Raw genomic sequence first — 25,423 nt, 5'->3', positions numbered from 1 at the left:
CTCTTTTCTACACTAAAGTTTCTTTAATAATTGTAATATTTCAGTTTCCAAATGTGTTAAATCTTGTGAATTATCGATGGAAAAATCAGCCAGCAACCTTTTTTGATCCATCGACATTTGACTCTCGATTTTCTTTTTAGCGGCCACTTCATCTAAATTATTCCGTTTCATCAAACGTTTTAGCTGAATCTGTGGATCTAAATAAATCGATATCGTTGCATCAAAATATGATTGATACTTACCTTCAAATAATAACGGTATTTCAAAAATATTGATCACAGGATCGGGGTCTTTTTTCATGTCACTAATCATTTTGAGGATCTGCTTGCGGATCAGTAGTCCCGTTATCCCTGTAAGTTTCCGCAATTGGCGACGATCAGAAAAAACTATCCGACCAAGTTTTTTACGATCTAATGAACCATCTGTCGACAAAATATGCTTACTGAATTGTTTAGTGATCTCCCTGAGACCAACTGAACCAGGAACTACCACTTGTCGAGCAACTTGATCAGCGTCATATGTTTTACAACCATTTTTTTTAAAAATATCTAAAACGGTTGTTTTACCACTCGCAATTCCCCCGGTCAAGCCATAGACCCGACTCATTTGACCACTTGGCAATGAGGGCAAAAGTGAGTCCCACGACCACCAACCTTGATTTTTTCAATTGTTGTCTGGCACCTTGGACAAGGCAATCCCTCTTTGCCATAAACTTGCAGACGATCTTGCATATTTCCTTTATGACCATTGGCATCCAAATACGACCTAACTGTTGAACCTCCGGATTGAATAGCCAGACGAATCTCGTCATTAGCATGCTTGATAATAATTTTTATATCTTCATCTGTCAAATGGTTAGCAGGAGTTTCCGGATGGATCTTTGCTTGCCAGAGGACTTCGTCAACATAAATATTGCCCAAACCGCTCATGACTGATTGATCCAACAAAACAGTCTTAATATCTTTTCGGTGCTTGATGACCCGAGGTTTGATATTTTCAAAAGTGAATTCATCAGATAAAGGCTCGGGTCCTAATTTTTTCAATGATTTATTCTCAAACAAACGATCTGTAGGCCACAACTGCATCCGTCCAAATTTACGGACATCATTGTAAATCAACATTTGACCATCATCTAAACTGAAAATCGCATGCGAATGCTTGTCAATTGCATTCACATCACTAGAAACCTTGTACTTACCTTCCATTCGCAAATGACTGATGATAGTGTATCCATTATCTAAATGGATCAATAAAAATTTAGCTCGACGACCAATGTCTTCGATCACTGAGTTTTTAACAGTCTCAACGAATTCATTAACATCCCCAGTGATCAAATTTTGATAACGGATCTCAATATCAGTGATCCTTTTACCCTTTACTTGGTCGATCAAACCACGACGAACAGTTTCAACTTCTGGCATTTCTGGCATTTATTTCACCTACAATTATTTAGCTTCATACCATGTCTTACCGTGTGCTGACTCAACTTTCAGTGGAACATCTAGTTTAACAGCGGAATCCATGACACTTGGAACTATTTTTTCTAGAGTTTCGATTTCTGACTTAGGTGCTTCAAAAATCATTTCATCATGTACTTGTAATAATAAATTAGCTTGAAGATTTTCTTGCTTGAGTTTCTTTTGCATATTGATCATCGCAACTTTAATGATATCAGCAGCACTACCCTGGATTGGTGTATTCATGGCTGTTCTTTGGGCAAAGTTTCTTTGGGCAAAATTCTTGGCATGAATATCAGGTAAGTAACGACGGCGATGCATGATCGTTTCAACATAACCATTCTCACGAGCAAATTTAACAATGTCATCCATATATTTTTTTACACCGGGATATTGTTCAAAGTAACTCTCAATAAACTTAGCTGCTTCTTTACGTGTGATACCAATATTTTGAGACAAACCATAATCACTGATACCATAAACGATCCCAAAATTAGTAGCCTTAGCTTGGCGACGCATATTTGGTGTCACGTCATCAGTGCTATTTAATCCAAAGATCCGCATGGCAGTGTGAGCATGAATATCATAATCTTCTTTAAAGGCTTCTTGCATGTGCTCATCGCCAGAAATGTGAGCTAAGACCCGCAATTCAACTTGTGAGTAATCGGCTGAGAACATTTCCCAATTCTCATGTTGAGGAACAAAGGCCTTTCTGATCTGACGACCTTCATCGATTCTGATTGGGATATTTTGCAAATTAGGTTCAATTGAAGACAAACGACCAGTTTGCGTCAAAGTTTGTTGATAGATCGTATGGATCTTATTATCCGGTTGAATGAATTTCTGCAAACCAACCGCATAAGTTGAATTGATCTTTGAAATTTGACGATAATCCAAAATTTGTTGAACCACCGGCGATTTATCCTTTAATTTTTCAAGGACATCGACCGCTGTAGAATAGCCAGTCTTGGTCTTTTTGATAACTGGTAATTTTAATTTTTCGAATAAAATGACACCCAATTGTTTTGGCGAATTGATATTGAACTCTTCGCCTGCAGCTGCATAGATACTCTTTTCAATGTCAGATAATCTTTGGGCAAAAGAATTTTCCATTTCCTTTAACTTAGATGCTTGAACAGTCACACCTTGAAGTTCCATATCTGACAAAACGATTGTCAATGGTAACTCAATCTCGTCATACAAGCTATCTTGATCATTATCTTTCAATTCAGCCATCATCTTGTCATGTAAACTGACGATAACTTGTGCTTGTTGAGCTAAGTAATTCAACAATTTGTCAGTATCAGTTGGAATTGCCTTTTTGGCACCTTTTCCGTAGAACTCGTCTTCTGTAGGCAAATTATGACCGTAATTTTGAGCAACCAGGCCAATATCTTGCTTACTATCATTTGTATCTAGTAAGTAGGCTACCAGCAACATGTCAAAGGTTACACCATCAATCTTGCAGCCATAGCGGTCTAATAGGGCAATCGTCTTCTTATAGTCGAAAACGTATTTTTCTTTGGACTTGTCAGCTAGCCAATCCTTGAAATCTTGGTTCTCTAAAATTCCAACATCATCAGTTGCGTAATACTTATCGCCACTTTCAACAGCTAGACCGATAATTGGTGTCGTATGATAATTCTCACCCAGACTTTCAACGATTACAGTCTGAACACCTGTGTCAGAAACGATTTGTTTAAGGGCTTTTTCATCTAACAGCGAATATTCAATCTCAGCTAAGTCAGAAACATTCGTATCGGTGTCAACGTCCATTCTTTCGAGAAACGAATTGAAACTCATCTTTTGATAAAATCTGATCAATTGCTCTTGATTGTCACCTTGATATTCAAGGTCGCCCATTTTAACCTCGATCGGTGCATCAGTATCGATCGTAGCTAATTTACGACTCAAGAAGGCTTGATCCTTATCATTGATCAAATGTTCCTTTAATTTACTCTTTTTCATGTCATCAATATTGTCATAAATACCGTCCATACTGTCATATTGATTGAGCAATTTAACAGCGGTCTTTTCTCCGACCTTTTCAACACCTGGGTAATGGTCAGAGTTATCACCCATCAAGCCCTTCATATCAATGATTTGGTTAGGATCAATACCTAGTTTTTCTTTGACATGTTCGGGAGTATAGGATTCTGTTTCAGTGACACCTTTGACATTGACTCGAACAGTGACTTTTTTCGTTGTCAATTGGGTAAGATCCCGGTCACCAGTAATGACAGTGACATCCATATCATCTTTTTCGCCTTCTTTTGAAAGTGTTCCAATGATATCGTCAGCTTCAAAATCCTTTAATTCATAGGTCTTGATTCCACGAAGGTTCAATAACTCTTTGATCAAAGGTAATTGTTCTAATAATTCTGGTGGAGTTTTGGCACGTCCACCTTTATATTCTGAATACATCTTGGTTCTAAAAGTTGTCTTACCAGCATCAAACGCAACTAAGGCATGAGTTGGTTTTTCTTCTTTAAGGATGATTTCGAGCATATTATTAAAGGCATATAAGGCGTTAGTGTGAACACCGTCACCAGAAATAAATTTATCTAAAACATTATGCATCGCAAAAAATGCTCTAAATGACACACTGTTACCATCAATTAATAGTAATTTTTTATTTTCAGTCATATTTTCTCCCATTAAACCGCAGTTAATCATTATCTATTTTACCAAAAACGAGCCTTTGTTAACAGTTATCGAAAATTTCAAAGCAAAAAAGCTGAAAAGTTTTTATGACTTTTCGGCTTCATTATTTTTACTATATTTGAAATACACATAAATTATCGAGCATAATACTAAAGCAGATAAGATCGTCAAAATCACAAAGTCAATTTTGGCACCCAGCAAAGTATTGATAACACTATTATTAGTTCCTGTGGTAATTGCTGCAGCAGAAATTACTACTGACAAAACATTGGTACCGAGAGAACCAGCATATTGTTGCATCATGCTGAATAAAGAATTCTGATCAGATTTCTTAGAACCAGTGACTTGGACGCTCCCATCAGAAAGTGAAGTACTGAAACCAAAGTTAAAGCCCATTCTGACGATTGTATAAATAATACCAATTGTAATAACTGTCAAATTTGCTCCAACTAGAACAAATGATAATGATCCCAGCGTGATCAAGATACCACTGATAAGTAATGTTACGGTTGGACCCTTTTTATCATACAAATATCCAGCATATGGTCCCACCATGGCCCCAATCAGAGAGCCCGGCAGGAGCATAAGACCTGCCTGAGAGGAGTTAGCACTCAAAACAGTTTGAGCAAAGATCGGTAAAACAAAAGATAATCCGATATTAATAAATTGCAGTGAAAAATAGCCAAATAAACGTAACCTTAAAATGGGTAATTCCAAAATAGAAAAATCGATCATCTGTCGTTTTGAACGACGATTATAGTATCTAAATATCAGAATAATGATAATGGAGGCAATGATCCAAAGACCAAATTGTGGTGATAACCAACCATTAGTTCCAGCTTGATCAAAAGTAAATAAAATCATGAAGAAAATAATTGCCAAACCAATGACACTCCAATAATCAAATTTAATTCCGTCGGTACCGATAGCTTTACCCCTAACGGTGAACCAGCCTAAAATACCCAAGAATAAGATAATTGGAATAACGCCAACGAAAATTGCCCTCCAAGACCAAATATCATTAACTAATCCACCATAGGTCGGTCCTAAAGCAGGTGCTAGAGAGATGATCACACTAGCTAGTCCAGTGTAGACACCAAGCCTTGATGACGGGATCTCAGTAAAAATCAAATTGAACATCAAGGGTGTAGCTAAACCAGTTGATATGGCTTGAATCAGTCGCCCAATCAACAAAATTGGAAAAGAAACGGCTGACAAACAAACCAGTGTGCCGATAAAACATAAAGTTGCTGCAAACATAAAAACTTTTTTGGAGTCAAATTTTTTCAAAATATAAGCTGTGGTACTCATGACAATGGTCGTCAATAATAAATATCCAGTTGTTAACCATTGGATCGTACCCAGACTGACATGCAATTCCTGTTTTAATTCTGGAAAAGTTACGTTCATTGATGTTTCGACTAAGACGCCGACGAAGGTCAACAATCCGACTGCCAGAATAGATAATTTCACTCGTGTTGAAATTTTTGTATTCATATACTTCCCTCTTTTAAAACGAAAAAGCTATGACAATATGCTCTGTCATAGCTTTCGTTTTCAGACTAATGTAATTATAAGATTATTTTCAGAACTTATCTATAATTATTTAATCTTCCATTTTAAAAATTATTGTTGATTAGGATTCAAAGTACTGAGAATCCGTTCATATGCAGTTTCATATTTTTGGACATCTCCTGCCCCCATGAAAATCATGACAGCATTGTGGTAATCCAATAATGGTGACATGTCTTCAAGTGTCAAGACCTCTCCACCTTTGTGGATCTTGTTACCTAAGTCTTTACTTGTGATATCGCCATGCTTTTCTCTAATTGAACCAAAGATATTAGTCAAATAAACTTTGTCGGCTAAATCAAGTGACTTAGCAAAATCGTCCATTAAAGCCAATGTTCTTGTATAAGTATGTGGTTGGAAAACAGCAATCACTTCTTTGTCAGGGTACTTTTGACGTGCAGCATCAATTGTAGCTTTGATTTCTTGTGGGTGATGAGCATAGTCATCGATGATAGTCATATCAGCAACTTGTTTTTCACTGAAACGACGTTTAACACCACTGAATGTTTGTAACTCACGATTGATCAGAGCGTGATCAAGATGTTCCATATGACCAACACCGATGACAGCCAATGAATTCATAACATTGTGTTCACCAAAGAGTGGCACTTGGAAATTACCAATATTTTCACCCTTGATTGACACATCAAATGACGAGCCCTTAACTGTACGTTGAATATTAGTAGCTCGGATATCATCTGATTCTTCTAGACCATAGTAATAAATCGGTGCATCTGCTTTGATACTGCGAGCATGTTTGTCCTCGCCCCAAATGAAGATGCCCTTTTTAGTCTTACGTGCTTCAGATTCAAAAGCATCAACGACATCATTGATCCCACCAAAGAAATAGTCTGGATGATCAAAATCAATGTTAGTGATAACTAAGTAATCTGGTGAATAATCTAAGAAGTGACGACGATATTCGTCAGCTTCGAAGACAAAGAATTTAGCATCCTTTTCACCTTTACCAGTACCATCACCAATCAAATAAGAAGTTTTAGCAATACCACTTAAGGTATGTGCTAAAAGTCCAGTCGTACTAGTCTTACCATGTGAACCAGCGATACCGATCGAAGTATATTCTGAAACTAACTTACCGACCATTTGTGGATAAGTCACTACTGGTAAATGTAAATCTTTAGCTTTTCTAATTTCAACTTGATCATCGTCAAATGCATTTCCCTTGATGACAGTCAAACCTTCATGAATATTTTCTTCATTAAAAGGCAAAATCTTGATACCTGCTTGTTCAAGTCCACGTTGAGTGAATGTATATTTATCTATATCTGAACCTTGAACTTCATAGCCAAGATCTTTTAAGATCAGTGCCAAAGCACTCATCCCTGTACCTTTGATACCAACGAAATGATAAACTGTATTTTCCATAATTACTCCTAATTGAACATTTTCTCTGCTGCTACAAAATCAAAAGCATTGCCAGGTTTTCCGTCATTTAAAACTAAGATCCCTCGTGCCTTCGGCGCGTTCGGGATTCCCAATTCCTTAGCAGAACAGATCATCCCATAACTATCTACACCTCGTAATTCACCAGGCCAGATCTCCATACCAGTAGGCATCACAGCACCAGGCAAAGCAACAACAACTAATTGTCCTTGATCGATATTAGGTGCACCACAGACGATTTGAACAGGTTTATCTAAACCAACATCTGTTTGAGTAATGTGAAGATGGTCAGAATCTGGATGTTCTTTCATCTCATCGACATGACCAATGACGAACTTAGGTGTTTCATCAGCTGCAAGTGTGTCGTCGAATCCAACTTCTTTAATGTGAGAATTCAAAATATCAACTTGGGCTGCGTCTAAGATCATTTGACCTTTTTCAGTTAAGTCAAGTTCTTGCGCTAGACCAAAAAAATTGAAACCAATGGCTTCATTAGTTTCATTATTAAAAATTCTGACAACATTACCCTTTTTTTCAGAGGATTGTTTTACGTTGGCATCATTGGCCAACTCAACTATTAAGACGTCTCCTAGGACGTCAGGATTATAAAAGCTTAGTAACAAGTTAGTGCCCTCACTCAAATTTATTTATTAATTACCGAGTTAACAAACGTCTCAACTTCTTCTTTTGTCTTACGGTCTTTATTTACTAGTCTACCAATTTCTTGACCATTTTCAATAATAACAAAGCTAGGAATTCCCATAATACCTAATTCACGAGCAGTATCCATATTATTATCACGATTGAAACTGATCCATTCAAAATCAGAGTACTCTTGCTCTAATTCGGGTAATTTAGGTTCGATAAATTTGCAATCTGGGCACCAGTCAGCATAGAAAAATAGAATGTATTTCCCTTCCTTAGTTACTTCTTTGTAATCACTTTGACCAAAATCTTCAAATTTTTTCATATTATTCTTCACCTCTTATTTTGAATATACGTTTTCCAACGAAAACGGTCAATTAAACTGCTCTAACAGCCTGATAAATCAAAATATTCGATTTCTTATTTACATTTTTATATTTTAACGCAAAAAGATTCAAGATTATATGCATTTAATACTCAAAATAAATAAAAAAATATCAACCAATGATATCGTTTTATTGGTTGATATTTATACTTTTTTACCATCTTGGGCAAGGACCTAACAATCACCCTCCGGAAAGTGTTAATATAAAGTTATAAAACATCAAGGAGTGATTAAGATATGAGTAAAAAAGGTATTGGTTCAGTTATTTTTGCTGGTACTGCCCTAGTTGCAGGTGCTGCTGCTACAGTTTTAGTAAAGCATCACTTAGACAGTGAAAAAATCATTAACAAGGTAAAATCAGTTCTCGGAGAAGATAGTAAGTTCATCGGTTCATGGGTTGAACCATTCTATCAACGCGTTGATGTCAATGGTCAATCATCATGGGGCATCGTAGGTGGTGTCACAACAATGGACGACTTTGATGTATCTCAATATCACTTCATTGCTGATGCAATTTCAGGCGAACTACTAAATATCAAAAAAGTTCAATAATTAAAAACTAACTTTCAAAATGGGCTTTCAGGTAATTTATCCTGAAGCCTTTTTTTGAGAACTTTTCTTCATATTCAGTTTGAATATTCTCTTGATTCAAGTCTTCATCATTATGGAGATCAAGTGAAAGTTCATCAAACTTCATACCATAATTATTAAGACTCATTAATGAATATTCGAATAAACCTTGATTGTCGGTTTTGAAACGGATATATCCATCGTCAGTTAAAATAGTTTGATATTGTTTTAAGAAGGCTTTGTATGTAAGCCTTCTTTTTTCGTGTCGATGTTTTGGCCATGGATAAGAAAAATTCAAATAAAGTCCATCGACTTCACTCTCACCAAATAACTCCGTCAATTTCGAACCATTATCTAAAAGTAAATGTAAGTTCGGTAGACGCAAGTTAACTTGTTTCTTGAGGAGTAAGGCAATTGCCCCTTCTTGGACTTCCATACCAATATAATTGTTCTCTGGATGCTGTTGGGCAAGTTCTGTAATGAATCTACCCTTACCTGAACCTACTTCCAAAAATAAAGGTTGTTTTTTGGCAAATTTTTCTTGCCATTTACCGGCCATACCTTCGGGTTGGATCGAGATCAAATCAAGATTTTCATTGATCATATCTTTAGCCCAAGGTTTATTTCTTAATCGCATTAAATATTCTCTCCATTAACTAGGTATTTTTTCAATTGATGTGGTAAATAAAGATAATTTAAGAACACAATCACTAATAATCCACCAAGATTGATCAGCAAGCTGTTGCTACTCAAGCCAAATTTATAAACAACCGCGAAGATGTTGACAAACCATTGAACTAGTAGCATTACATTACTGATTTTTGTGAAATCAGCGATTTTACTCTTATCACTCACTGGGTAAAGTCTTTGCATTAAGTTTTGCATAACTTCTTTAAAATAAGGTTTTAATTGGAAACCAACTAAATAAATAAATAGCATTTCAACGATCAAAGCAACATAAAAGTTATCAATCAAACATAATAAAATAATTTGGACGATCGTCAATCTGAGAAATAGCCCCATATATTCATTATTACGAACTACTCCACGAGCAAACATGAACAAATAAGTATTTTTATGATTCAATTTGATGCTATTAAATAGAAAGTCTAACCATTTACGACGTTTGATCTTACTTGTTACACCGGGTACGTCAGTAAAGAGATTATAAAACCTTTTAACTCGGAACATCCGTTGATTTTCATCACTGATTGCCTTTTGCCATTGCAATTGACCTTCACTGGCCCATTTTTGACCACGGTTCATCAAGACGATCCAGCAAATCAGAACAACAACTGGTGCAATATATGCTGAAATATAAGCTGATAGCAATAGAACAACTAAATAAATTAATTCAGAGGCAAATTTTATGTTGATATTGGCAATGCTGTGTTGACCATATAAGCCCAACAATTCAATATCTAAAAGAACCATCTTGAAGATGACAGCGGATAGGCCCAATAAAACGATGCTCAAGGCAGAAATATGAGCTCCTTGAAAGGCGAATGGTGACAGCAAGAAAGTCACAACAGCAATCAATAAAATCGGCAAGATTCGACTGTAATTTTCTGCCGATTGGAAATACTTATAAAATTGTTTCTCCCTCACGAGTAAGAAGGTGCTATCAGGTGATTCCATTAATGTCGCCAAATGACCGGCTTGAACTGTGATAAACAGGATTGCAACGACAACGATTTTGCCAAACCATAGCTCTGAATTAATAGTATCAAGCAGATTTGAATACCAAAATCCTAAAGCTCCCAGCAAGACGATAAAAGCTAGGACGAAGGTATCATTAAAAATCAAACGTAAATATTTAAACTGATCAAGTTGATGTCTTCTTAATCGGTCTCTCCATAAATTATTCATTAGTTATCCTCATTAGACATCTTGATATAAATGTCGTCTAAGTTAGCGTCTTGCATATTGAATTTGGCTTTCAATTCATCCAATGTTCCGTCAGCACGGACTTGCCCATTGTTTAAGAGAATGAATTTATCAGCATGATCTTGAACGGTTGCTAAAATATGAGTTGACATCAAAACTGAGCAACCGGCCTGTTTCTTTTCTTCGACGATATCTAGTAAATCTTTAACAGCCAAAGGATCAAGGCCCGTGAATGGTTCGTCGATGATGAATAGACGTGCTTCGGTCATAAACGCACAGACGATCATAACTTTTTGTTTCATACCTTTAGAGAAGTTTTGTGGGAACCACTCGAGTTTGTTATCTAAGCGGAAAGTTTTCAAAAGTCGATTGGCGTTTTCCCAAGTTTTATCGTGATCTAAATCATAAGCCATAATTGTTAAATCGATATGTTCTTTTAAAGTTAATTCTGGATAAAGGATGGGCATTTCAGGAACATAAGCAATTTTTTTGCGGTAATTTTCGACGTCTTGTTTCAAACTCATGCCATCGATCAAAATTTGACCACCACGTGGTGTCAATAAACCGATGATATGTTTGATAGTGGTCGACTTACCAGCACCGTTAAGTCCAATCAAGCCAACGACTTGACCATCTTTAACAGTAAATGATTCTTTTTTCAAAACCGCTACTTGTCCGTAGCCCCCTGTTAAATCTTTAATTTCTAAAGTCATGGATAAACCACCTATTTGTCTTCGTTTTTATTAATACTCTTTTTATGATAGCATTAGGTTAATTTTAATGCTGTTTTTGAAAGGGGTATTTTTTATGGACGATTGTATTTTTTGTAAAATTATTAGAAATGAGATACCAAATATCACTATCTATGAAGATGATGATATCAAGGCTTTCTTCGATATCTCGCAAGTTACACCTGGTCATACATTGGTAGTTCCCAAAAAACATGTGGAAAATATTTTTGAATATGACGAAGATCTCGCTCAAAAAGTATTCAAAAAAATTCCTATGTTGGCTCGGGCTATCAAAGCATCCAATAAGGATATCATTGGAATGAACATTTGCCAAAACAATGGTGAGATTGCTTATCAAAGTGTCATGCATTCTCATGTTCACTTAGTTCCTCGTTACTCTTCTGATGACGATTTCTCAATGACTTGGGGCGACAACACTGGTAAAGCTAGTGATGAACAACTTCAAGCACGTGCAGATAACATCAAGAAAAATTTGGAGGCATAAAATGAATTTCATCGTAGGGTTTGTCCTAGGCTCAATGTCAGGTGTGGCAGCAGAATACTATCAATCCACCTATGCAATGCCTAAACATTATCATAACAACATCGGCAAAAATATAAAAGATTTAAAGAGTGATTTTGTCGACTTGAAGAACCAATCAAAAGATGCCACAAAGGTAGTTTCTGGCATCAAAGATGATGTGGTTAGCTATACTAAAGATATTCAACCAGATATTAAAGACTTAAAATCGTCTGTAGCTGAATTGAAGGATAACTTGGAAAAACTGCAAAATATAAATAAGTAAATTATGAATTTTTTGTGTTTTTTGCTTAATAACTTTTCAGTTTTCTTAATTTTATGGTATTCTCTTCAATTATAGACATATTAAATAAGGATGTGTAAAAAGATGAACAAACGATTGACTAAGTGGATCTTAGCACTTGCAGGTCTGCTATTAGTAACAGTTGTTGCTGGTTGTTCCGGTAATAAAACCGTTGCTACATTAAAGGGTGGTAGAATCACTCAAAACGATTACTATAAAGAAATGAAGGATTCTTCTGCTGGTAAGCAACAATTACAAACAATGATCATCTCAAAAGCTCTTGAGAACCAATATGGTAAAGAAGTCTCAAGTAAGCAAGTAGACAAGGAATACAACAAGTACAAGAGTCAATATGGTTCTTCATTCAGTTCTATTCTTCAACAAAATGGTATGACAACAGCTCAATTCAAGAAAAACATTCGGACTAACCTTCTAACAAAGGTTGCGCTTGAAAAGAACAAGAAAGTTACTAACAAGCAACTTAAGAAAGAATGGAAGTCATATACACCTAAGATCACTGTTTCTCAAATCTTAGTTGCTAAGAAGTCAAAGGCTACTGACATTATCAACCAATTGAACAACGGTGGCGACTTTACTAAATTAGCTAAGAAATATTCTACTGATTCCGCTACTAAGAACAAGGGTGGAAAGATGTCACCATTTGATAGCGACAGTACTAGTGTTGATACATCATTGAAATCAGCCGCATTCAAACTTGATAAAGTTGGCGACATTTCATCAGAACCAGTTAAAAAACAATATGGTTACAGCATTCTTAAGCTAGACAAGAAACCTACTAAGGGTAAGATGTCTGATCATACTAAGGAACTTAAGAGCAAACTCTATGCTGGTTGGATGCAAGATTCAACTGTAATGCAATCAGTTATTTCTAAGGTCTTGAAGAAAGCTAACGTTTCAATCAAGGATAACGATCTTAAAGATGTCCTTGCTGGATACGGTACAAATTCTTCTAGCTCAAGTAGCTCAGCAAAATCATCTAAATAATTAGATTTTAAATAACCCTTCGGGGTTATTTTTTTTGCTATCAAAAACTTTGTAACTAAAACTATAGATTCAAGAGAAAATAAAATATGGACGAAGACCTCAAACGAGGTTTTCGTCCATATTTTTATATCATAATTCTATTCATTTTTTACGTTATACTCTCGACCCGATTAAGAATGTTTGTAGAAAGACCGATTGTCCATTCCAAAAATCCTTTCAGAAAAGTTCCCTGGATCAGTTTTGTCCAATGCCTTTGAAATCATATTGATCGAGGCATCTAATACATCGATGTCGTGTAAAATCTCAGCCTCTAGTAATTTAGGACGCTCAGGCGATCCATATTCAAGGAGTCCATGATGCGACAAGACCATATGACGCAAAAGAATCATATCTTCTGAATCAAGTTTGATATCCAGTTCTTTAGCAGCTAAGGTGATCTCTTCATCAACAATAGTAATATGACCTATCATATTACCCTCAAACGTGTACTCTATTCCAAGGTTGCCAAGGAGCTCGATAACTTTACCTAAATCGTGTAAACAAGCACCTGCAATCAATAAGGCACGATTTACTTGGGCATATTGATCAGAAATTTTTTCAGCTAAGCGGACCATGCTTAACGTATGAAAAGCTAGACCACCCTGGAAATCATGATGATTTGATTTAGCAGCTGGACTAGTGAAAAATTGTTCGTGGAATTTTTTGAATAAATAGCGGACGATCCGATTCCAAGCCCCATTAGTTATTTGTAAAAAGACATCTTCAAATTCGTTTTCCATATCGCTTCTTTTTTCAGGAGCAGTCTGAACAAAGCGTGACATATCGACCGTATTTGGATCGATCACGCCCAAACGTGCAATAGTCACTTGAGGTTTGCCCTGATATAAATCTCGTTTGCCGTCTAATTGAACGATTGCGCCAACCTTAAAATCATTAGCATCCTGTTCGCTAGCATCCCAATATTTACCAGGAATCTGCCCTGATTTATCTTCAAAAACTAATGACAAGAAATGCTTCCCATTTTTTGCCAAGCGATAGTCCGAGAGTTTTATTACTGCTTCTAAACTCATTTGTTCGCCATTCTTATAATCCGTGATGCGTTTACTCATCTTTTTCCCCCTCCAATTTCAAAACGTGGTCATTTGGAATATTCTTATTTAAATTTGCCGTCACAAAAATAATTTGATGTTCAGCCGCAACCTGCTCGATCATCGAAAAGACCTTTTGCAGACGATCCTGGTCAAAATCGACAAAAGCATCATCTATCAAAATTGGTAAGTCAACTATATCAGATATCTCGATCACAAATGCCATCCGTAAAGAGATATACAACTGAACTGTGGTAGCTTTCGAAAGTTCGTGCACGTCATAAGTCATTTTATCTGCACTTACTAAGCATAAATTATGCTCAGAAGTCATTTCGATCCCCGAATAATTTCCGTCAGTTAAAGTTTCGAAGTATTTTTTAGCCCGCTCGATCATCTTCGGGAACCGACGTTCACTGGCTGACATCAACATCTGATGGATCCAGTCGCTAGCTAATTTGTTAGTTAACCACTCATCATATTGTTCGACCATCGTTTCCTTAGTGTCAGTCAGATCATCGACCACCTGTTGATAAGCCCGGTCGTCGAAAACTTGTTTCAAAGAACTTTCTAAATAGCCCTTCTCAGTGAGCAAATCATTGTATTGTGAATCCAGTTGTGAGGCCTTTTGTTGGGCATTTTTAAAATTAGTTTCAAAACTAGTCAAATCGTCAACTTGAGTAAAGACATCCCAGTCAGCACCCAAATATTTTTTATCAGCAGCCACCTTATCAAGACGTTCTTGATTAGCTTTTTGTTTACGATAGGCCGTCTCAAATGATTCAGAATCCATTTGATATTTCGCAAGGATTTCCTTTTGAGTTTTTTGCAGTTTTGCTAAATCACCTTTACCAGATTGACTATCAGCTTGAGACTTATGTTGGTCCAAAGCCTTTAACTTACCTTTGATCTGGTTCAACTTATTAAAATATTCATCAACCTTAGCAACAAAATCGTCAGGTTGATCATAATTAGAAATGATGCCAACCTTCTGATAAAGATTGCGCCACTTCTGCAACTCACCTTCAGATTGATCAAGCTTAGCCTGCAAATCATTTTGTTGAGAGCGTTTCTCAGCCAGTTGATCAATTGCCGTCTGCAATGACAAGGCTTCTTCGACCGTTACATTGCTAAAATGATGTTGGGATGAAATTGTTTTATCAGTGTCAACTTCAGAAGCTTGACGTGTTCGATATTGCTGGTATTGGTAGCCTCCATATAATGCTCCTAAAATTGCCATTGCAATCAGTACCCATCTAATAGGACCAGATAAAACCAAGGCGATGATCAAACTGACTAAGACAACTGCCACTGGCATGTTCAAATTTAGTTTTGCTTTCGGCGCCTGCAATCGATCTATTTCATCTACAGAAAGCTTGGTCATCTCTTCAGTCAAATTGGAATTATTTTGCTGCAATTGATCGGTTTCAAAATCTGACTTTCGTAACTGTTCTTGTAGCTGTTCAATCTGAAAAATTGTATTTTGAACAAAGTTACGTCGACTATAAATATAATCAATATCAGCTTGATTGGCGCGGTAATTTTTCATAAAGGCGTCTTCTTCGACCGAAATGGAATTCTCTTCTTGCTGAGCATTGACTTGCTTAATAAATTCAATCTGTTGTTCATGATTGACGAAGTCATTGTATTCAGTCTCAGAAATTTTAGTGGCAGACTGGTCAATATCCCTGAGTGTTGCTTGATAGTTTTGATAAGTAGCAACCTTCTCAGCCAATATTTTTGTTCTATTTAAACTTACTTGATTTTGTGTCCGATCGTTCTCAAGTTGGTTGATTTTTTGACGATTTTGAATTATTTTATCTTGAAATTTTCGATATTTAGCTTGTTGATTTTCAAACGAAGCTCGTTCTTGTAGCAATTTCTGATATTTTTTAATCGACAGGATCAGCGGCTGTTTCATCCCTCGAGACTTATAAACATCCCCACTGGCCTTTTCAAGGTCATCAGCCACCGATAACCATTGTTTGCTACCAAGTGCACCTAAACTTAAAATTTCGGTCTCTAAGGACTGCTCATCCATCTGATAAACTGATCGCATCGTTTCATCATTAAAAACATGTGTTGATTCAAAATCAGCTTTGGAAAATCCCTTAGTTATCTGGGTCAGCAATTTATTTGGCACTTGTTGTCCATCTCGAAAAAGTGATAAATCACCATCACCCTTACCGTCGACTCGACGAACTAACCACTTAGTTTGTCCATCAATAAATTCCAGTTCACCACCGTAACTAGTCCCCTTCTTAGGTCGATACTGAGCAAATTTATTATTGCCCCGACCGGAAGCAAATCCAAATAGGATACTTTTAATAAAATTCAAAAATGTCGTCTTACCAGCTTCATTGTTACCAAAGATGACTTGATAATCAGTAGCAATATCGAATTGCTGGTCGATCCATTTACCAAAACCGTAAATATTAACTTTAATTAATTTCACTGTTTATCTCCAATAAATTGTTGATTAATCAAATTAATCGTCTGATCCTTGATCTCATCCAAAAAATCAGGATCATTCAAATGTTCTCTGATCACATCAATACTGTATAGTTTTGCATCCAAATCTTTGATGTCATCTAGGTCAAAAACTTGTTTGGCAGAATCTTGCCAATACTTGGCGTCAATTTCTTGCAATTGCTTAGTCTGGCTAAATTTCAATTTGAGCTGATACAAATATCCATTTGACTGCTGACGCTCGAAATGTTGAATCAGATCACCACGCTGAATAGCAGCAACTACTTCCTGATCCAAGACTTGAGCTGACTCCACTTGGTACGTGAAGAGAGTTGGAACATCGACTTCCAACTGACGACCAATTTCAGTAGTCAAACTAGCTAAATTATCACTGCTTTGAGCGACTATTCTTTTTTGCTCAAAGAGATAACTGGAACTTGGTATAAAGTCCAAAGTTGTCTGCTGATTCAAAACGGTCACTAAATAAAAGCCTTTTTGACCAGTCTCGTTGGGATTACGCCCTTGTGTATCTCCTGGATAAATTACGTAGGGATTTTGATTTAATATCTGACGTTTGTGAATATGTCCTAATGCCCAATAATCGTAACCTTTGGCGATTAGTTCTGGCACAGTGAACGGTGCATAATTGTTGTCGCCAATCCCTCCGTGGAGGATTCCGATCTGATAATCAAAATTTCCACGTATAGGATAATCGTTAATCACCTGTTGATCAATATGTCGTTGATAATAACTGAAACCAGTCAAGCCTACTTTTTTACCATCATGAGTGGTCAATTCAAACGTTTCAGGCTGATCATGAAAGATAAAGACGTTTTCTGGAAAATCGATCGTTGAAAAATCGTTGCGATAATAGTCATGATTCCCATAGATCAAATAGACTTTGATGTCATTTTCTTTGAGGTGCAGGAATTGATTTTTGAGGAAATCCTGGGCATTCAAAGAACGATCAGTATTGTCATAAGTATCACCAGCCAAAATAACAAAATCAACTTTTTCTTTGATAGCTGTATCAAAAACTTTGGTTGCCGCAGTATACGTTGAACGTCTAAGATCATTTTGCAGCTGCTTAGAAAAATTTTTGATATTGGCAAAAGGAGTATCTAAATGTAAATCTGCTGCATGAATAAATTTCATTGTTCCTCCTATAAAAAAAGACCGGGCTAATTGTTAGCCCAGTCCAAAATGGATTAAATTAGCATTGATAAATTTCTGCGATAGGCTTTGAGATGATTTTGTTCAATTCTTGCATCATTGAATCAACTTTCTTTTCTTTTTCCATCAAGTTAGTGATTTCTTGGAAGTTTTGTAATTGGTCAGTCAATTTGTGCATTTGTTCAACATCATCATCAGTGATCTCTTGACCCTGCATTTGTTTTTGTTGAAGGGCAAATTGTTCATTTTGAACCTTGTCAAAAAGTTTGTATGCTAAGTCATTAGCCTTAACAGCCTCAAAAGCCAACTTCAAATCTGATACCTCAGTTGAAGCTCTTAGATCTTGTTCCAATTTGTTGGCACTGTCATAAATGTTCATATAGTCCTCCTAATTAATTAAAGAAATTCTTGATTTCATTATACCATTCACTGGCTTTATCTTTTACACCGTTTACGCCATCTTCGAATGATTTAAAGAAATCATTGTCGTCACTGCTGTTATCATCGTCATTTTCACTGGCAATTTCAGCAGCGTCCTTCGTATTGAACGATGTTCCATTAGTATACGGCAAAATGTTGGACATTTCATTCTTAAATAATGGTGCAATCGCACTTTCATCAGAACCTTGAATGAAATGGGTCGAATTAGTATCGTCGAAACCTATCCAACTAGCCGTCACAACGTCGGGAGTATAGCCGATCATCCATTGATCCTTAGTACCGTTGGCTCCATAAGAACGTGGAACTTCAGTACTACCAGTCTTACCAGCTATCTTATAACCGGAAGGTTTCCCATTCTTACCGGTACCTTCGTTATAAACTCCTAACATCATACTAGTCATTTCTTTAGCAGTATCTTTGTTAATGATCTGTTTAGTAGAATTGTTAGAATTATCAACGATGACCGTTCCGTTTGCATCGACGATCTTAGTAATAAAGTGAGTATCGGCCAATTTACCATCGTTAGCAAAAGCCGTATATGCTTTAGCCATTTGTAAAGGTGATACACCTGTTGAAAGACCACCTAAGGCCAAAGCTAAGTTTTGATCTTTCTTATTGACCTTGATCCCAAAGTTTTCAACTGAAGAGACACCCTTTTTAACGCCAATTTTGTCAAGTAAGGCAACCGCTGGAACGTTCTCACTTTGAGCCAAGGCCTTATACATTGGTAATTTATCCTGATAAAGGCCATCAGCATTAGTTGGAGTGTACTTATTCTTACCAAAGCTTGTGACTTGGTCTGGTAATTCTGAATCATAACTGTAGCCATTTTGAATTGCTGGTGTATAAACAGCCAGTGGTTTGATGGTCGAGCCTGGTTGACGTTTCATTTGTGTAGCCCGATTGAAACCTCTAAAGGTATGTTCACCACGTCCACCAACTACTGCTAGGACACCACCATTATTAGGGTCAACAGAAATCGAAGCTCCTTGAACTTCTTTGCCGTCACTTGAATTACTTGGGAACAAGTAATTGTTATCAAACGATTTTTCCATTGAACTTTGCATATTTTGATCCAACGTTGTGTAGATTTTATAACCGTCATTCAAAATATCGTCTTCCTTCAAACCATATTTGTTGACTGCTTCATCAATAACAGCATCAAAGAAGTACGGATATTTGTAAGAACTAGACTCCGAATAGCCATCACTCAGATCAATATTACTCGATTCATAGTATTTAGCCTTTTGCTCGCTTAAGTTGTTATTATCGACCATCAATCCAAGAACAACATTTCGCCGTGCCTTGGCATTATCCATATTATCGATTGGATTATAGCCATTTGGGTTTTTCAGGATCCCAGCAATCACCGCAGCCTCGCCGGGATCTAATTTGCTAGCATCCTTATCAAAGTATTTTTTAGAAGCATCTTGAACGCCCCAAACACCGTTGCCAAAATAAGCATTATTAAGATACATCGTCAAAATCGATTTTTTCGAATATACTTTATTTATCTCGATCGACAGAAATAGCTCTTCACCTTTTCTGGATAAGGTCTGTTTCTGAGTCAGTAAAGCATTTTTGGCCAACTGTTGCGTCAAGGTACTACCACCACTGATGCCACGATGGAGCAAATATCCTAATGCAGCTCTCGCGTATCCTTTGATACTAAATCCGGGATTAGTCCAAAAAGTTCGGTCTTCAGTAGAAATAACTGCATTTTGGATATTTGGAGATATCTTATCCAGCTTGACATAAGTTCCCTTGCGAGAATACAGTGCTCCGGCATTGTTACCATCTTTATCCATTACAACTGTTTTTGTTTGTAATGATGCTTGTAAATTCTCAATATTTGAGGTTTTAGCTTTATAAGTCCAAAATCCACTTAGTACTAAAACAAATGTCAGAATCAGTAAAATCAACCAACGGGTAATTTGAAACCTTTTCCAATACCTTTTAATGTATGACCAAGCAACTTTTAGTTTTGGCTTCAGCCAATCCCAAAATCCTCGATTATTATTCATAATACGTTTACCTCTGTAAGAACAAATTTTACCATAATCTCTGACTATTTCCCTATTTCCAAAGAATCTTTAAGGAGTGAAATTATTATTTATCAACGAAAAATCATTTACCATCCTACCGATACAGCTGATTTAACAGTCCGGCAATTATTGCAAAAGTGGCTAATACCCAAAAAATGGCAGCACTATTTACGCATTAAACAAGATGTTTTGATCAATGGGACTTATCACTCTTTTAATGAGACCGTCCATGACAACGATGAGATTACCTTGATTTTTGATTTTCCCCCACGTTCGGCAGACCAAATCTATCTACCTGGCCATCGCAAAATCGATATCGCCTATGAAGATAATGACATCCTTGTCGTTAACAAAGCTGCCAATATCAAGACGCATCCTAATCTAGCAACTGAAAATGATTCATTATTCAATGACGTTCAAGCTTATTTATCACCCAATAAACCATACATGGTCCATCGAATCGATATGTTGACCACTGGACTAGTTTTAATAGCTAAAACTCCTTACCTAGTTCCTATCTTGAATCGGCAATTAACTAAAAAAATCCTACAGCGTCAATACTTGGCCATTGTTGACTTAAACAAACCAATCGGTGATCAGGGAACAATCGATTTACCAATTGGTCGAGATCAGACTGACAAGCGCAAACGGGAGGTCATCGCTACTGGTGATCCAGCTCAAACCGATTATAAAGTATTAAAAAAAAGTAATCGATTTGCACTCTTAAAATTAAATCTTCACACTGGTAGGACGCACCAGATCCGGGTCCACTTAGCTGCCAGTAACTGGCCCATCGTCAACGATGAGTTATACAATTCAGCAATTCCATCAGGAAATATGATGTTGACAGCTTATAAACTACAATATCAAATCCCATTTAGTAATAAAACTAAAATTGTCGAAATTTCTCCGACTGCAGAAATGAGACAGTTCATTCAAGATCACAACTTGACATAATAATAGGCAAATCCAACGTGGGCTGGATTTGCCTATTTTTGATAATTTATTTGATTAGACTGATTATTACTGTGATTATTGCTCCCAGTGCTAATAGTCCAACGTAGGTAACTGACAGTCTATTAGTTGCTTGCAAGACTGATTGAAGATTATTGACTGTCGGCTTTTTAAGAAATGGTCGGAAGTTGTCCCAAAGGCTCGGATAAAACAAAATCAAGATATCAACGACATACGGGATAACCTGCATGATCGTTAAGATCGGGACTAATAGGAATGCTAAGGCCCAACTGGCACGGAATAAATTTAGCGTATTATGTTGGCCGATTCTTTCAACCAGTGTATCGGCCTCGGGATCTCTTTCCTCTAACTCAGTCAAATTTGCAGCTAAGATACTAGAGAAAATGGCAAATGTATTTGGTAGACAGATCACGATGACATCGATGATCGTACTTGAATCCAATTTCCCGGAATTTTCAATTCCTAAGTAAATAAAAGCTACTGGAATCACGACTGTAGTTATCACAGCCATGATTCCTTCACCAATAACTGTTTTATAAAATGGTTTCGGCCCAGAGGTGTACAAGAACCCTAAAAGTAGCCCTAAAATAGCTACCACTAAGACGAACCAACCGGTACTGTAAACCAAATAAGCTGTGATTGCTAAAGGAATAATGATCAGTATATAGACCATTCTCTTGGTATAGGAGAGATTCTCCCGATTAATATTCAGCTGGTTGATTTTTTTCCGAAAATTTTTCGAACTTCCTGTCCGATAAATGTTGGAATTGTTGTGAAAATTGATGATGATATGAAAAATCACCACGGCTAACAATCCTAATAAACCACTGACAAAATCAAATGTCATAAATTTTGTAAAAGAATAGCTTACGACCAATATGAATAGACATAAGTCTAACAAAGTTGATTTTACATCAGAAAGTTCCCTAAAAAGTTTCCAATCCAAATTTTTCCACCTACTACATTTCCTCTGGTGCTCTAACACCTAATAGACCAAGTGACATTTGCAAGATGATCGATACTGATTTTACTAATCCTAATCGTGCATTCAAGCCATCATCCTCAGTCAAAATCTTACTATGAGCATAATATTGGTTGAAACTCTTTGCAAGTTTCAATGCATACTTAGCAACTACGGATGGTTCATACTTTTGACCAGCACGATCAACGATTTCTGGGAATTGTTGCAATAATTTGATCGTATCCCAGGCTTCGCTGTCATCAAGTGAAAGGTCATCAGCATTTTGATAATCATCTGTCTTAGCTTTTCTCAAAATACTTAAAGCTCTAGCATTAGTGTATTGAACGTAAGGTCCTGTTTCCCCTTCGAAACGAACAACTTCTTCCAAGTTAAAGTCGAAATTGTCACGTCTTTCATTTTTCAAATCATGGAAGACAACAGCGCCAACACCAACTGCTTCGGCAACTTCGTCTTTGTTCTTTAAATCGGGGTTCTTCTCTTCGATTTGTTTCTTAGCTAAATCGACGGCGTCGTTGAGGACGTTCTCTAATAAAATAACTCGACCCTTACGAGTAGATAATTTCTTACCACCGTTAGTGATCAAACCGAAGTCGATATGATGGATATCATCGGACCAATCGTAGCCCATTTTCTTTAAAACTGCTTTTAATTTCTTAAAGTGTTCACTTTGTTCACTACCAACAACGTATAGTGATTTAACAAAGTGATAGGTATTTTTACGATAAATAGCTGCGGCTAAATCACGAGTGATATAAAGTGTAGCACCATCAGTCTTTCTGATCAGAGCTGGTGATAAATCAAGTTCAGACAAGTCAACGATTTCAGCGCCACGACTTTCTTCTAGCAAGCCTTTATCTTGAATGGTTTTGATAACATCATCCATTTTATCGTTATAGAATGCTTCACCATTGTATGAGTCAAAAGTTACATCCAAACGATCATAAACTTTTTGGAATTCAGCTAGTGAAAGTTTTCGGAACCATGTCCAAAGATTGAGGGCTTCTTGGTCACCATCCTCCATCTTCTTGAACCATGCACGAGCTTCGTCATCAAGTTCTGGTTGTGTTTCGGCTTCCTTGTGGAAACGAACATAGTACTTCAATAAATTATTGATAGGGTCAGCTTCAACTTCAGCTTGTGAACCCCATTTCTTGTACCCGACGATCAACTTACCAAATTGTGTTCCCCAGTCACCCAAGTGATTGATCTTGATTGGCTTGTAACCTAATTTAGTAATGATCTTAGCAATCGAATTACCAATCACAGTTGAACGTAGGTGGCCCATCGACATTGGTTTAGCAATGTTAGGTGATGACATATCGATTGGTACATTGCCGCCCTTGCCTTCATCGGCATTACCATAGTTTTCTTTTTCAGATAATACAGTGTGCAAAATATTATTTGAAAAGTTTCCTTTATCGAGGAAGAAGTTTACATAAGCACCAGTATTAACGACTTTTTCGAAACCATCTTGATCGATTTGGCCAACTAGATCTTCAGCAATCATGTTAGGTGCTTTGTGCAATGACTTAGCCAAGATAAAGGTTGGAAAAGCATAATCACCTAAGTCTGAAGATTTTGGCTTTTCAATCAAATTAGTAATTTGTTCTTCACTAATATCATCAGGCAAAACTTTTTGTAATGCCTGAACTGTTAACTGTTTTGAATCCATATTTTTCCTCCTAATAAAAAAAGCTCTTCCAATACATATAAAAATACATATCGAAAGAGACGAGATTTTCCCGCGGTACCACTCTAGTTGATTAAGATCCACTCATTAATAAATATTTAATTGTCGAGAAGGTGCGACTTAGACATTAATTTGACCAGCTCTCACCAAATCTGATCTCGCTTGAAAATAACCGACTAATTAATCCTTCTTTTCTGCATTAAAATATTAGCACATCAACGACCGCGACTCAACCTTTTTAATAGTTAGACTTTAGGGATAAACAAATGTCCCAAAGTTGCTGCCATAATTGCTTTGATAGAATGTTGCCTATTTTCGGCTTCTTCGAACTGGCGAGCGTATTTACTTCTAAACACTTCATCGGTAACTTCCATTTCGGTCAACCCATATTTAGCTTTAATGTTTTTGGCATAATCAGTAGTTACGTCATGGAATGCTGGTAAACAGTGCATAAATATCAATTGCTCATCAGGTGTTTTGGTCTTTTTCAAGAGATCCATATTGACTTGATATGGTTTTAAGAGCTTGATTCTTTCATCCCATTGGTCCTCTTCACCCATTGAGACCCAAACATCGGTGTAAATCACGTTTGACCCCTTAACTCCTTCATCAATATCATCAGTGATGACAATCTGGCTGCCAGAATCCTGGGCATAATTTTTGGCTAAATCAACGATATCTTGACTTGGATGCAATTCTTTTGGAGCGACAATATGGATATTAACGCCAAGCATGGCGCCTGAAACAAGAAAGCTATTGGCCATATTATTTCGACCATCACCGACGAAAGTCAGGGTGATCCCCTTTAACTTTCCAAAGGTCTCTTTGACTGTCATAAAATCGGCGACCATTTGTGTTGGATGCCATTCATCTGTCAGTCCATTCCAAACTGGTACTCCGGAATACTTTGCTAAATCTTCAACAGTTTGTTGTTTAAAACCACGGAATTCGATACCGTCAAACATGCTACCTAAAACTTTTGCAGTATCCTCAACACTTTCTTTCTTGTTGAGCTGAATGTCATCTTTTCCCAGAAATTCTGGATGAGCGCCGAGATCGATGGCAGCTGTGGTAAATGCGGATCGAGTTCTGGTTGAAGTCTTTTCAAATAATAAAGCAATATTTTTCCCTTCTAGATAATGATGTGGAATATTTTGCTTCTTGAGTGCCTTCAAATGCAATCCGAGATCAATAAAATATTGGAATTCTGCGGGTGTGAAGTCCTTTTCTTTTAAGAAACTGCGTCCTTGTAGTACCGAGCTTTCTTGTCCTTGATAATCCAAATTAGTACCTCCTCTGAGAGAATCTTTTAATAATAATCTAATTATAGTTTAATATTAAAACATAAACACTCCATTTTTAAAATATTAATCATTTATATACAAAAATCGCAAACTCACGGGTCTAAACTTTCTGGTA

General features: G+C 36.7%; 23 protein-coding genes. 5 read left to right on the top strand and 18 right to left on the bottom strand.

The window, feature by feature from the left end; genetic code table 11:
- Positions 1-12: 12 nt before the first annotated feature.
- From coaE to FC27_RS00085, 7 genes are all read right to left on the bottom strand, one after another.
- Positions 13-630, bottom strand: coding sequence for a dephospho-CoA kinase (gene coaE / locus FC27_RS00115; RefSeq protein WP_235807877.1), 618 nt, complete (start codon positions 628-630; stop codon positions 13-15).
- Positions 603-1,430, bottom strand: coding sequence for a DNA-formamidopyrimidine glycosylase (gene mutM, locus FC27_RS00110; RefSeq protein WP_010623730.1), 828 nt, complete (start codon positions 1,428-1,430; stop codon positions 603-605). Before mutM ends, coaE begins: the two co-directional genes overlap by 28 nt.
- Before the next feature lie 15 nt (positions 1,431-1,445).
- Positions 1,446-4,103: a DNA polymerase I gene (polA, locus tag FC27_RS00105; RefSeq protein ID WP_010623731.1), complete on the bottom strand. Its 2,658-nt coding sequence runs from the start codon at positions 4,101-4,103 to the stop codon at positions 1,446-1,448.
- Between the two features lie 102 nt (positions 4,104-4,205).
- On the bottom strand, positions 4,206-5,618 hold the full coding sequence (locus FC27_RS00100; protein ID WP_010623732.1) for an MFS transporter: 1,413 nt from the start codon (positions 5,616-5,618) through the stop codon (positions 4,206-4,208).
- Positions 5,619-5,747: 129 nt separating this feature from the next.
- On the bottom strand, positions 5,748-7,079 hold the full coding sequence (gene murC, locus FC27_RS00095) for a UDP-N-acetylmuramate--L-alanine ligase (protein WP_010623733.1): 1,332 nt from the start codon (positions 7,077-7,079) through the stop codon (positions 5,748-5,750).
- An 8-nt stretch (positions 7,080-7,087) separates the two neighbouring features.
- Positions 7,088-7,720: a YtpR family tRNA-binding protein gene (gene ytpR / locus FC27_RS00090; RefSeq protein ID WP_010623734.1), complete on the bottom strand. Its 633-nt coding sequence runs from the start codon at positions 7,718-7,720 to the stop codon at positions 7,088-7,090.
- 20 nt (positions 7,721-7,740) lie between these two features.
- Complete coding sequence (locus tag FC27_RS00085; RefSeq protein WP_010623735.1) at positions 7,741-8,067, bottom strand: thioredoxin family protein; 327 nt, start codon at positions 8,065-8,067, stop codon at positions 7,741-7,743.
- Between the two features lie 297 nt (positions 8,068-8,364).
- Between FC27_RS00085 and FC27_RS00080 the strand changes: the two genes are divergently transcribed.
- The gene (locus FC27_RS00080) at positions 8,365-8,679 is read left to right on the top strand and encodes a hypothetical protein (RefSeq protein WP_010623736.1); all 315 of its coding nucleotides are present in this window, start codon (positions 8,365-8,367) and stop codon (positions 8,677-8,679) included.
- A gap of 7 nt (positions 8,680-8,686) precedes the next feature.
- On the opposite strand, the gene trmB is transcribed toward FC27_RS00080, so the two are convergent.
- From trmB to FC27_RS00065, 3 genes are read right to left on the bottom strand one after another with little or no spacing between them, the layout of a single operon-like run.
- Positions 8,687-9,334, bottom strand: a complete 648-nt coding sequence (gene trmB / locus FC27_RS00075) for a tRNA (guanosine(46)-N7)-methyltransferase TrmB (RefSeq protein ID WP_010623737.1) — start codon at positions 9,332-9,334, stop codon at positions 8,687-8,689.
- On the bottom strand, positions 9,334-10,566 hold the full coding sequence (locus tag FC27_RS00070; protein ID WP_010623738.1) for an ABC transporter permease: 1,233 nt from the start codon (positions 10,564-10,566) through the stop codon (positions 9,334-9,336). Before FC27_RS00070 ends, trmB begins: the two co-directional genes overlap by 1 nt.
- Positions 10,566-11,297 carry an ABC transporter ATP-binding protein gene (locus FC27_RS00065; protein ID WP_010623739.1) on the bottom strand — a complete coding sequence of 244 codons (732 nt, stop codon included), beginning with the start codon at positions 11,295-11,297 and terminating at the stop codon, positions 10,566-10,568. Before FC27_RS00065 ends, FC27_RS00070 begins: the two co-directional genes overlap by 1 nt.
- A gap of 94 nt (positions 11,298-11,391) precedes the next feature.
- Here FC27_RS00065 and FC27_RS00060 point away from each other — a divergent pair, with 94 nt between their 5' ends.
- From FC27_RS00060 to FC27_RS00050, 3 genes are all read left to right on the top strand, one after another.
- Positions 11,392-11,820, top strand: coding sequence for an HIT family protein (locus FC27_RS00060; RefSeq protein WP_010623740.1), 429 nt, complete (start codon positions 11,392-11,394; stop codon positions 11,818-11,820).
- A gap of 1 nt (position 11,821) precedes the next feature.
- The gene (locus FC27_RS00055) at positions 11,822-12,121 is read left to right on the top strand and encodes a hypothetical protein (RefSeq protein ID WP_010623741.1); all 300 of its coding nucleotides are present in this window, start codon (positions 11,822-11,824) and stop codon (positions 12,119-12,121) included.
- 114 nt (positions 12,122-12,235) lie between these two features.
- Positions 12,236-13,144, top strand: coding sequence for a peptidylprolyl isomerase PrsA (locus FC27_RS00050; protein ID WP_050901040.1), 909 nt, complete (start codon positions 12,236-12,238; stop codon positions 13,142-13,144).
- A 170-nt stretch (positions 13,145-13,314) separates the two neighbouring features.
- On the opposite strand, the gene FC27_RS00045 is transcribed toward FC27_RS00050, so the two are convergent.
- The 5 genes from FC27_RS00045 to FC27_RS00025 are packed head-to-tail and all read right to left on the bottom strand — an operon-like array spanning position 13,315 to position 20,336.
- Positions 13,315-14,253, bottom strand: a complete 939-nt coding sequence (locus FC27_RS00045; protein WP_010623743.1) for a 3'-5' exoribonuclease YhaM family protein — start codon at positions 14,251-14,253, stop codon at positions 13,315-13,317.
- Positions 14,246-16,684, bottom strand: coding sequence for an ATP-binding protein (locus FC27_RS00040; protein ID WP_010623744.1), 2,439 nt, complete (start codon positions 16,682-16,684; stop codon positions 14,246-14,248). Before FC27_RS00040 ends, FC27_RS00045 begins: the two co-directional genes overlap by 8 nt.
- Positions 16,681-17,853, bottom strand: a complete 1,173-nt coding sequence (locus FC27_RS00035; RefSeq protein ID WP_010623745.1) for a metallophosphoesterase family protein — start codon at positions 17,851-17,853, stop codon at positions 16,681-16,683. Before FC27_RS00035 ends, FC27_RS00040 begins: the two co-directional genes overlap by 4 nt.
- 58 nt (positions 17,854-17,911) lie before the next feature.
- Positions 17,912-18,250, bottom strand: a complete 339-nt coding sequence (locus FC27_RS00030; protein WP_010623746.1) for a YlbF family regulator — start codon at positions 18,248-18,250, stop codon at positions 17,912-17,914.
- A gap of 13 nt (positions 18,251-18,263) precedes the next feature.
- Positions 18,264-20,336: a PBP1A family penicillin-binding protein gene (locus FC27_RS00025; RefSeq protein WP_010623747.1), complete on the bottom strand. Its 2,073-nt coding sequence runs from the start codon at positions 20,334-20,336 to the stop codon at positions 18,264-18,266.
- 150 nt (positions 20,337-20,486) lie between these two features.
- On the opposite strand from FC27_RS00025, the gene FC27_RS00020 reads away from it, so the two are divergent.
- Positions 20,487-21,314, top strand: coding sequence for an RluA family pseudouridine synthase (locus tag FC27_RS00020; protein WP_235807876.1), 828 nt, complete (start codon positions 20,487-20,489; stop codon positions 21,312-21,314).
- A gap of 46 nt (positions 21,315-21,360) precedes the next feature.
- On the opposite strand, the gene FC27_RS00015 is transcribed toward FC27_RS00020, so the two are convergent.
- The 3 genes from FC27_RS00015 to argF all read right to left on the bottom strand — a co-directional run bounded on the left by FC27_RS00015 (position 21,361) and on the right by argF (position 25,287).
- The gene (locus tag FC27_RS00015; RefSeq protein ID WP_010623749.1) at positions 21,361-22,278 is read right to left on the bottom strand and encodes a prenyltransferase; all 918 of its coding nucleotides are present in this window, start codon (positions 22,276-22,278) and stop codon (positions 21,361-21,363) included.
- Between the two features lie 13 nt (positions 22,279-22,291).
- Positions 22,292-23,986, bottom strand: coding sequence for an arginine--tRNA ligase (gene argS / locus FC27_RS00010; protein WP_010623750.1), 1,695 nt, complete (start codon positions 23,984-23,986; stop codon positions 22,292-22,294).
- 263 nt (positions 23,987-24,249) lie between these two features.
- Positions 24,250-25,287, bottom strand: coding sequence for an ornithine carbamoyltransferase (gene argF / locus FC27_RS00005; protein ID WP_010623751.1), 1,038 nt, complete (start codon positions 25,285-25,287; stop codon positions 24,250-24,252).
- Positions 25,288-25,423 lie beyond the last annotated feature (136 nt).

It is taken from the genome of Companilactobacillus versmoldensis DSM 14857 = KCTC 3814, from assembly GCF_001434295.1.
Taxonomy (GTDB): Bacteria; Bacillota; Bacilli; order Lactobacillales; family Lactobacillaceae; genus Companilactobacillus; species Companilactobacillus versmoldensis.
Note: the sequence above shows the minus strand (reverse complement) of the source record. Positions and strands in the feature narration are given on the sequence as shown.

Excerpts from the sequence above, each read along its gene's own strand:
- mutM (WP_010623730.1), bottom strand. The coding sequence starts at position 1,430 with ATGCCAGAAATGCCAGAAGTTGAAACTGTTCGTCGTGGTTTGATCGAC.
- polA (WP_010623731.1), bottom strand. The coding sequence starts at position 4,103 with ATGACTGAAAATAAAAAATTACTATTAATTGATGGTAACAGTGTGTCA.
- FC27_RS00100 (WP_010623732.1), bottom strand. The coding sequence starts at position 5,618 with ATGAATACAAAAATTTCAACACGAGTGAAATTATCTATTCTGGCAGTC.
- murC (WP_010623733.1), bottom strand. The coding sequence starts at position 7,079 with ATGGAAAATACAGTTTATCATTTCGTTGGTATCAAAGGTACAGGGATG.
- FC27_RS00085 (WP_010623735.1), bottom strand. The coding sequence starts at position 8,067 with ATGAAAAAATTTGAAGATTTTGGTCAAAGTGATTACAAAGAAGTAACT.
- FC27_RS00080 (WP_010623736.1), top strand. The coding sequence starts at position 8,365 with ATGAGTAAAAAAGGTATTGGTTCAGTTATTTTTGCTGGTACTGCCCTA.
- trmB (WP_010623737.1), bottom strand. The coding sequence starts at position 9,334 with ATGCGATTAAGAAATAAACCTTGGGCTAAAGATATGATCAATGAAAAT.
- FC27_RS00070 (WP_010623738.1), bottom strand. The coding sequence starts at position 10,566 with ATGAATAATTTATGGAGAGACCGATTAAGAAGACATCAACTTGATCAG.
- FC27_RS00065 (WP_010623739.1), bottom strand. The coding sequence starts at position 11,297 with ATGACTTTAGAAATTAAAGATTTAACAGGGGGCTACGGACAAGTAGCG.
- FC27_RS00060 (WP_010623740.1), top strand. The coding sequence starts at position 11,392 with ATGGACGATTGTATTTTTTGTAAAATTATTAGAAATGAGATACCAAAT.
- FC27_RS00055 (WP_010623741.1), top strand. The coding sequence starts at position 11,822 with ATGAATTTCATCGTAGGGTTTGTCCTAGGCTCAATGTCAGGTGTGGCA.
- FC27_RS00045 (WP_010623743.1), bottom strand. The coding sequence starts at position 14,253 with ATGAGTAAACGCATCACGGATTATAAGAATGGCGAACAAATGAGTTTA.
- FC27_RS00035 (WP_010623745.1), bottom strand. The coding sequence starts at position 17,853 with ATGAAATTTATTCATGCAGCAGATTTACATTTAGATACTCCTTTTGCC.
- FC27_RS00030 (WP_010623746.1), bottom strand. The coding sequence starts at position 18,250 with ATGAACATTTATGACAGTGCCAACAAATTGGAACAAGATCTAAGAGCT.
- FC27_RS00025 (WP_010623747.1), bottom strand. The coding sequence starts at position 20,336 with ATGAATAATAATCGAGGATTTTGGGATTGGCTGAAGCCAAAACTAAAA.
- argS (WP_010623750.1), bottom strand. The coding sequence starts at position 23,986 with ATGGATTCAAAACAGTTAACAGTTCAGGCATTACAAAAAGTTTTGCCT.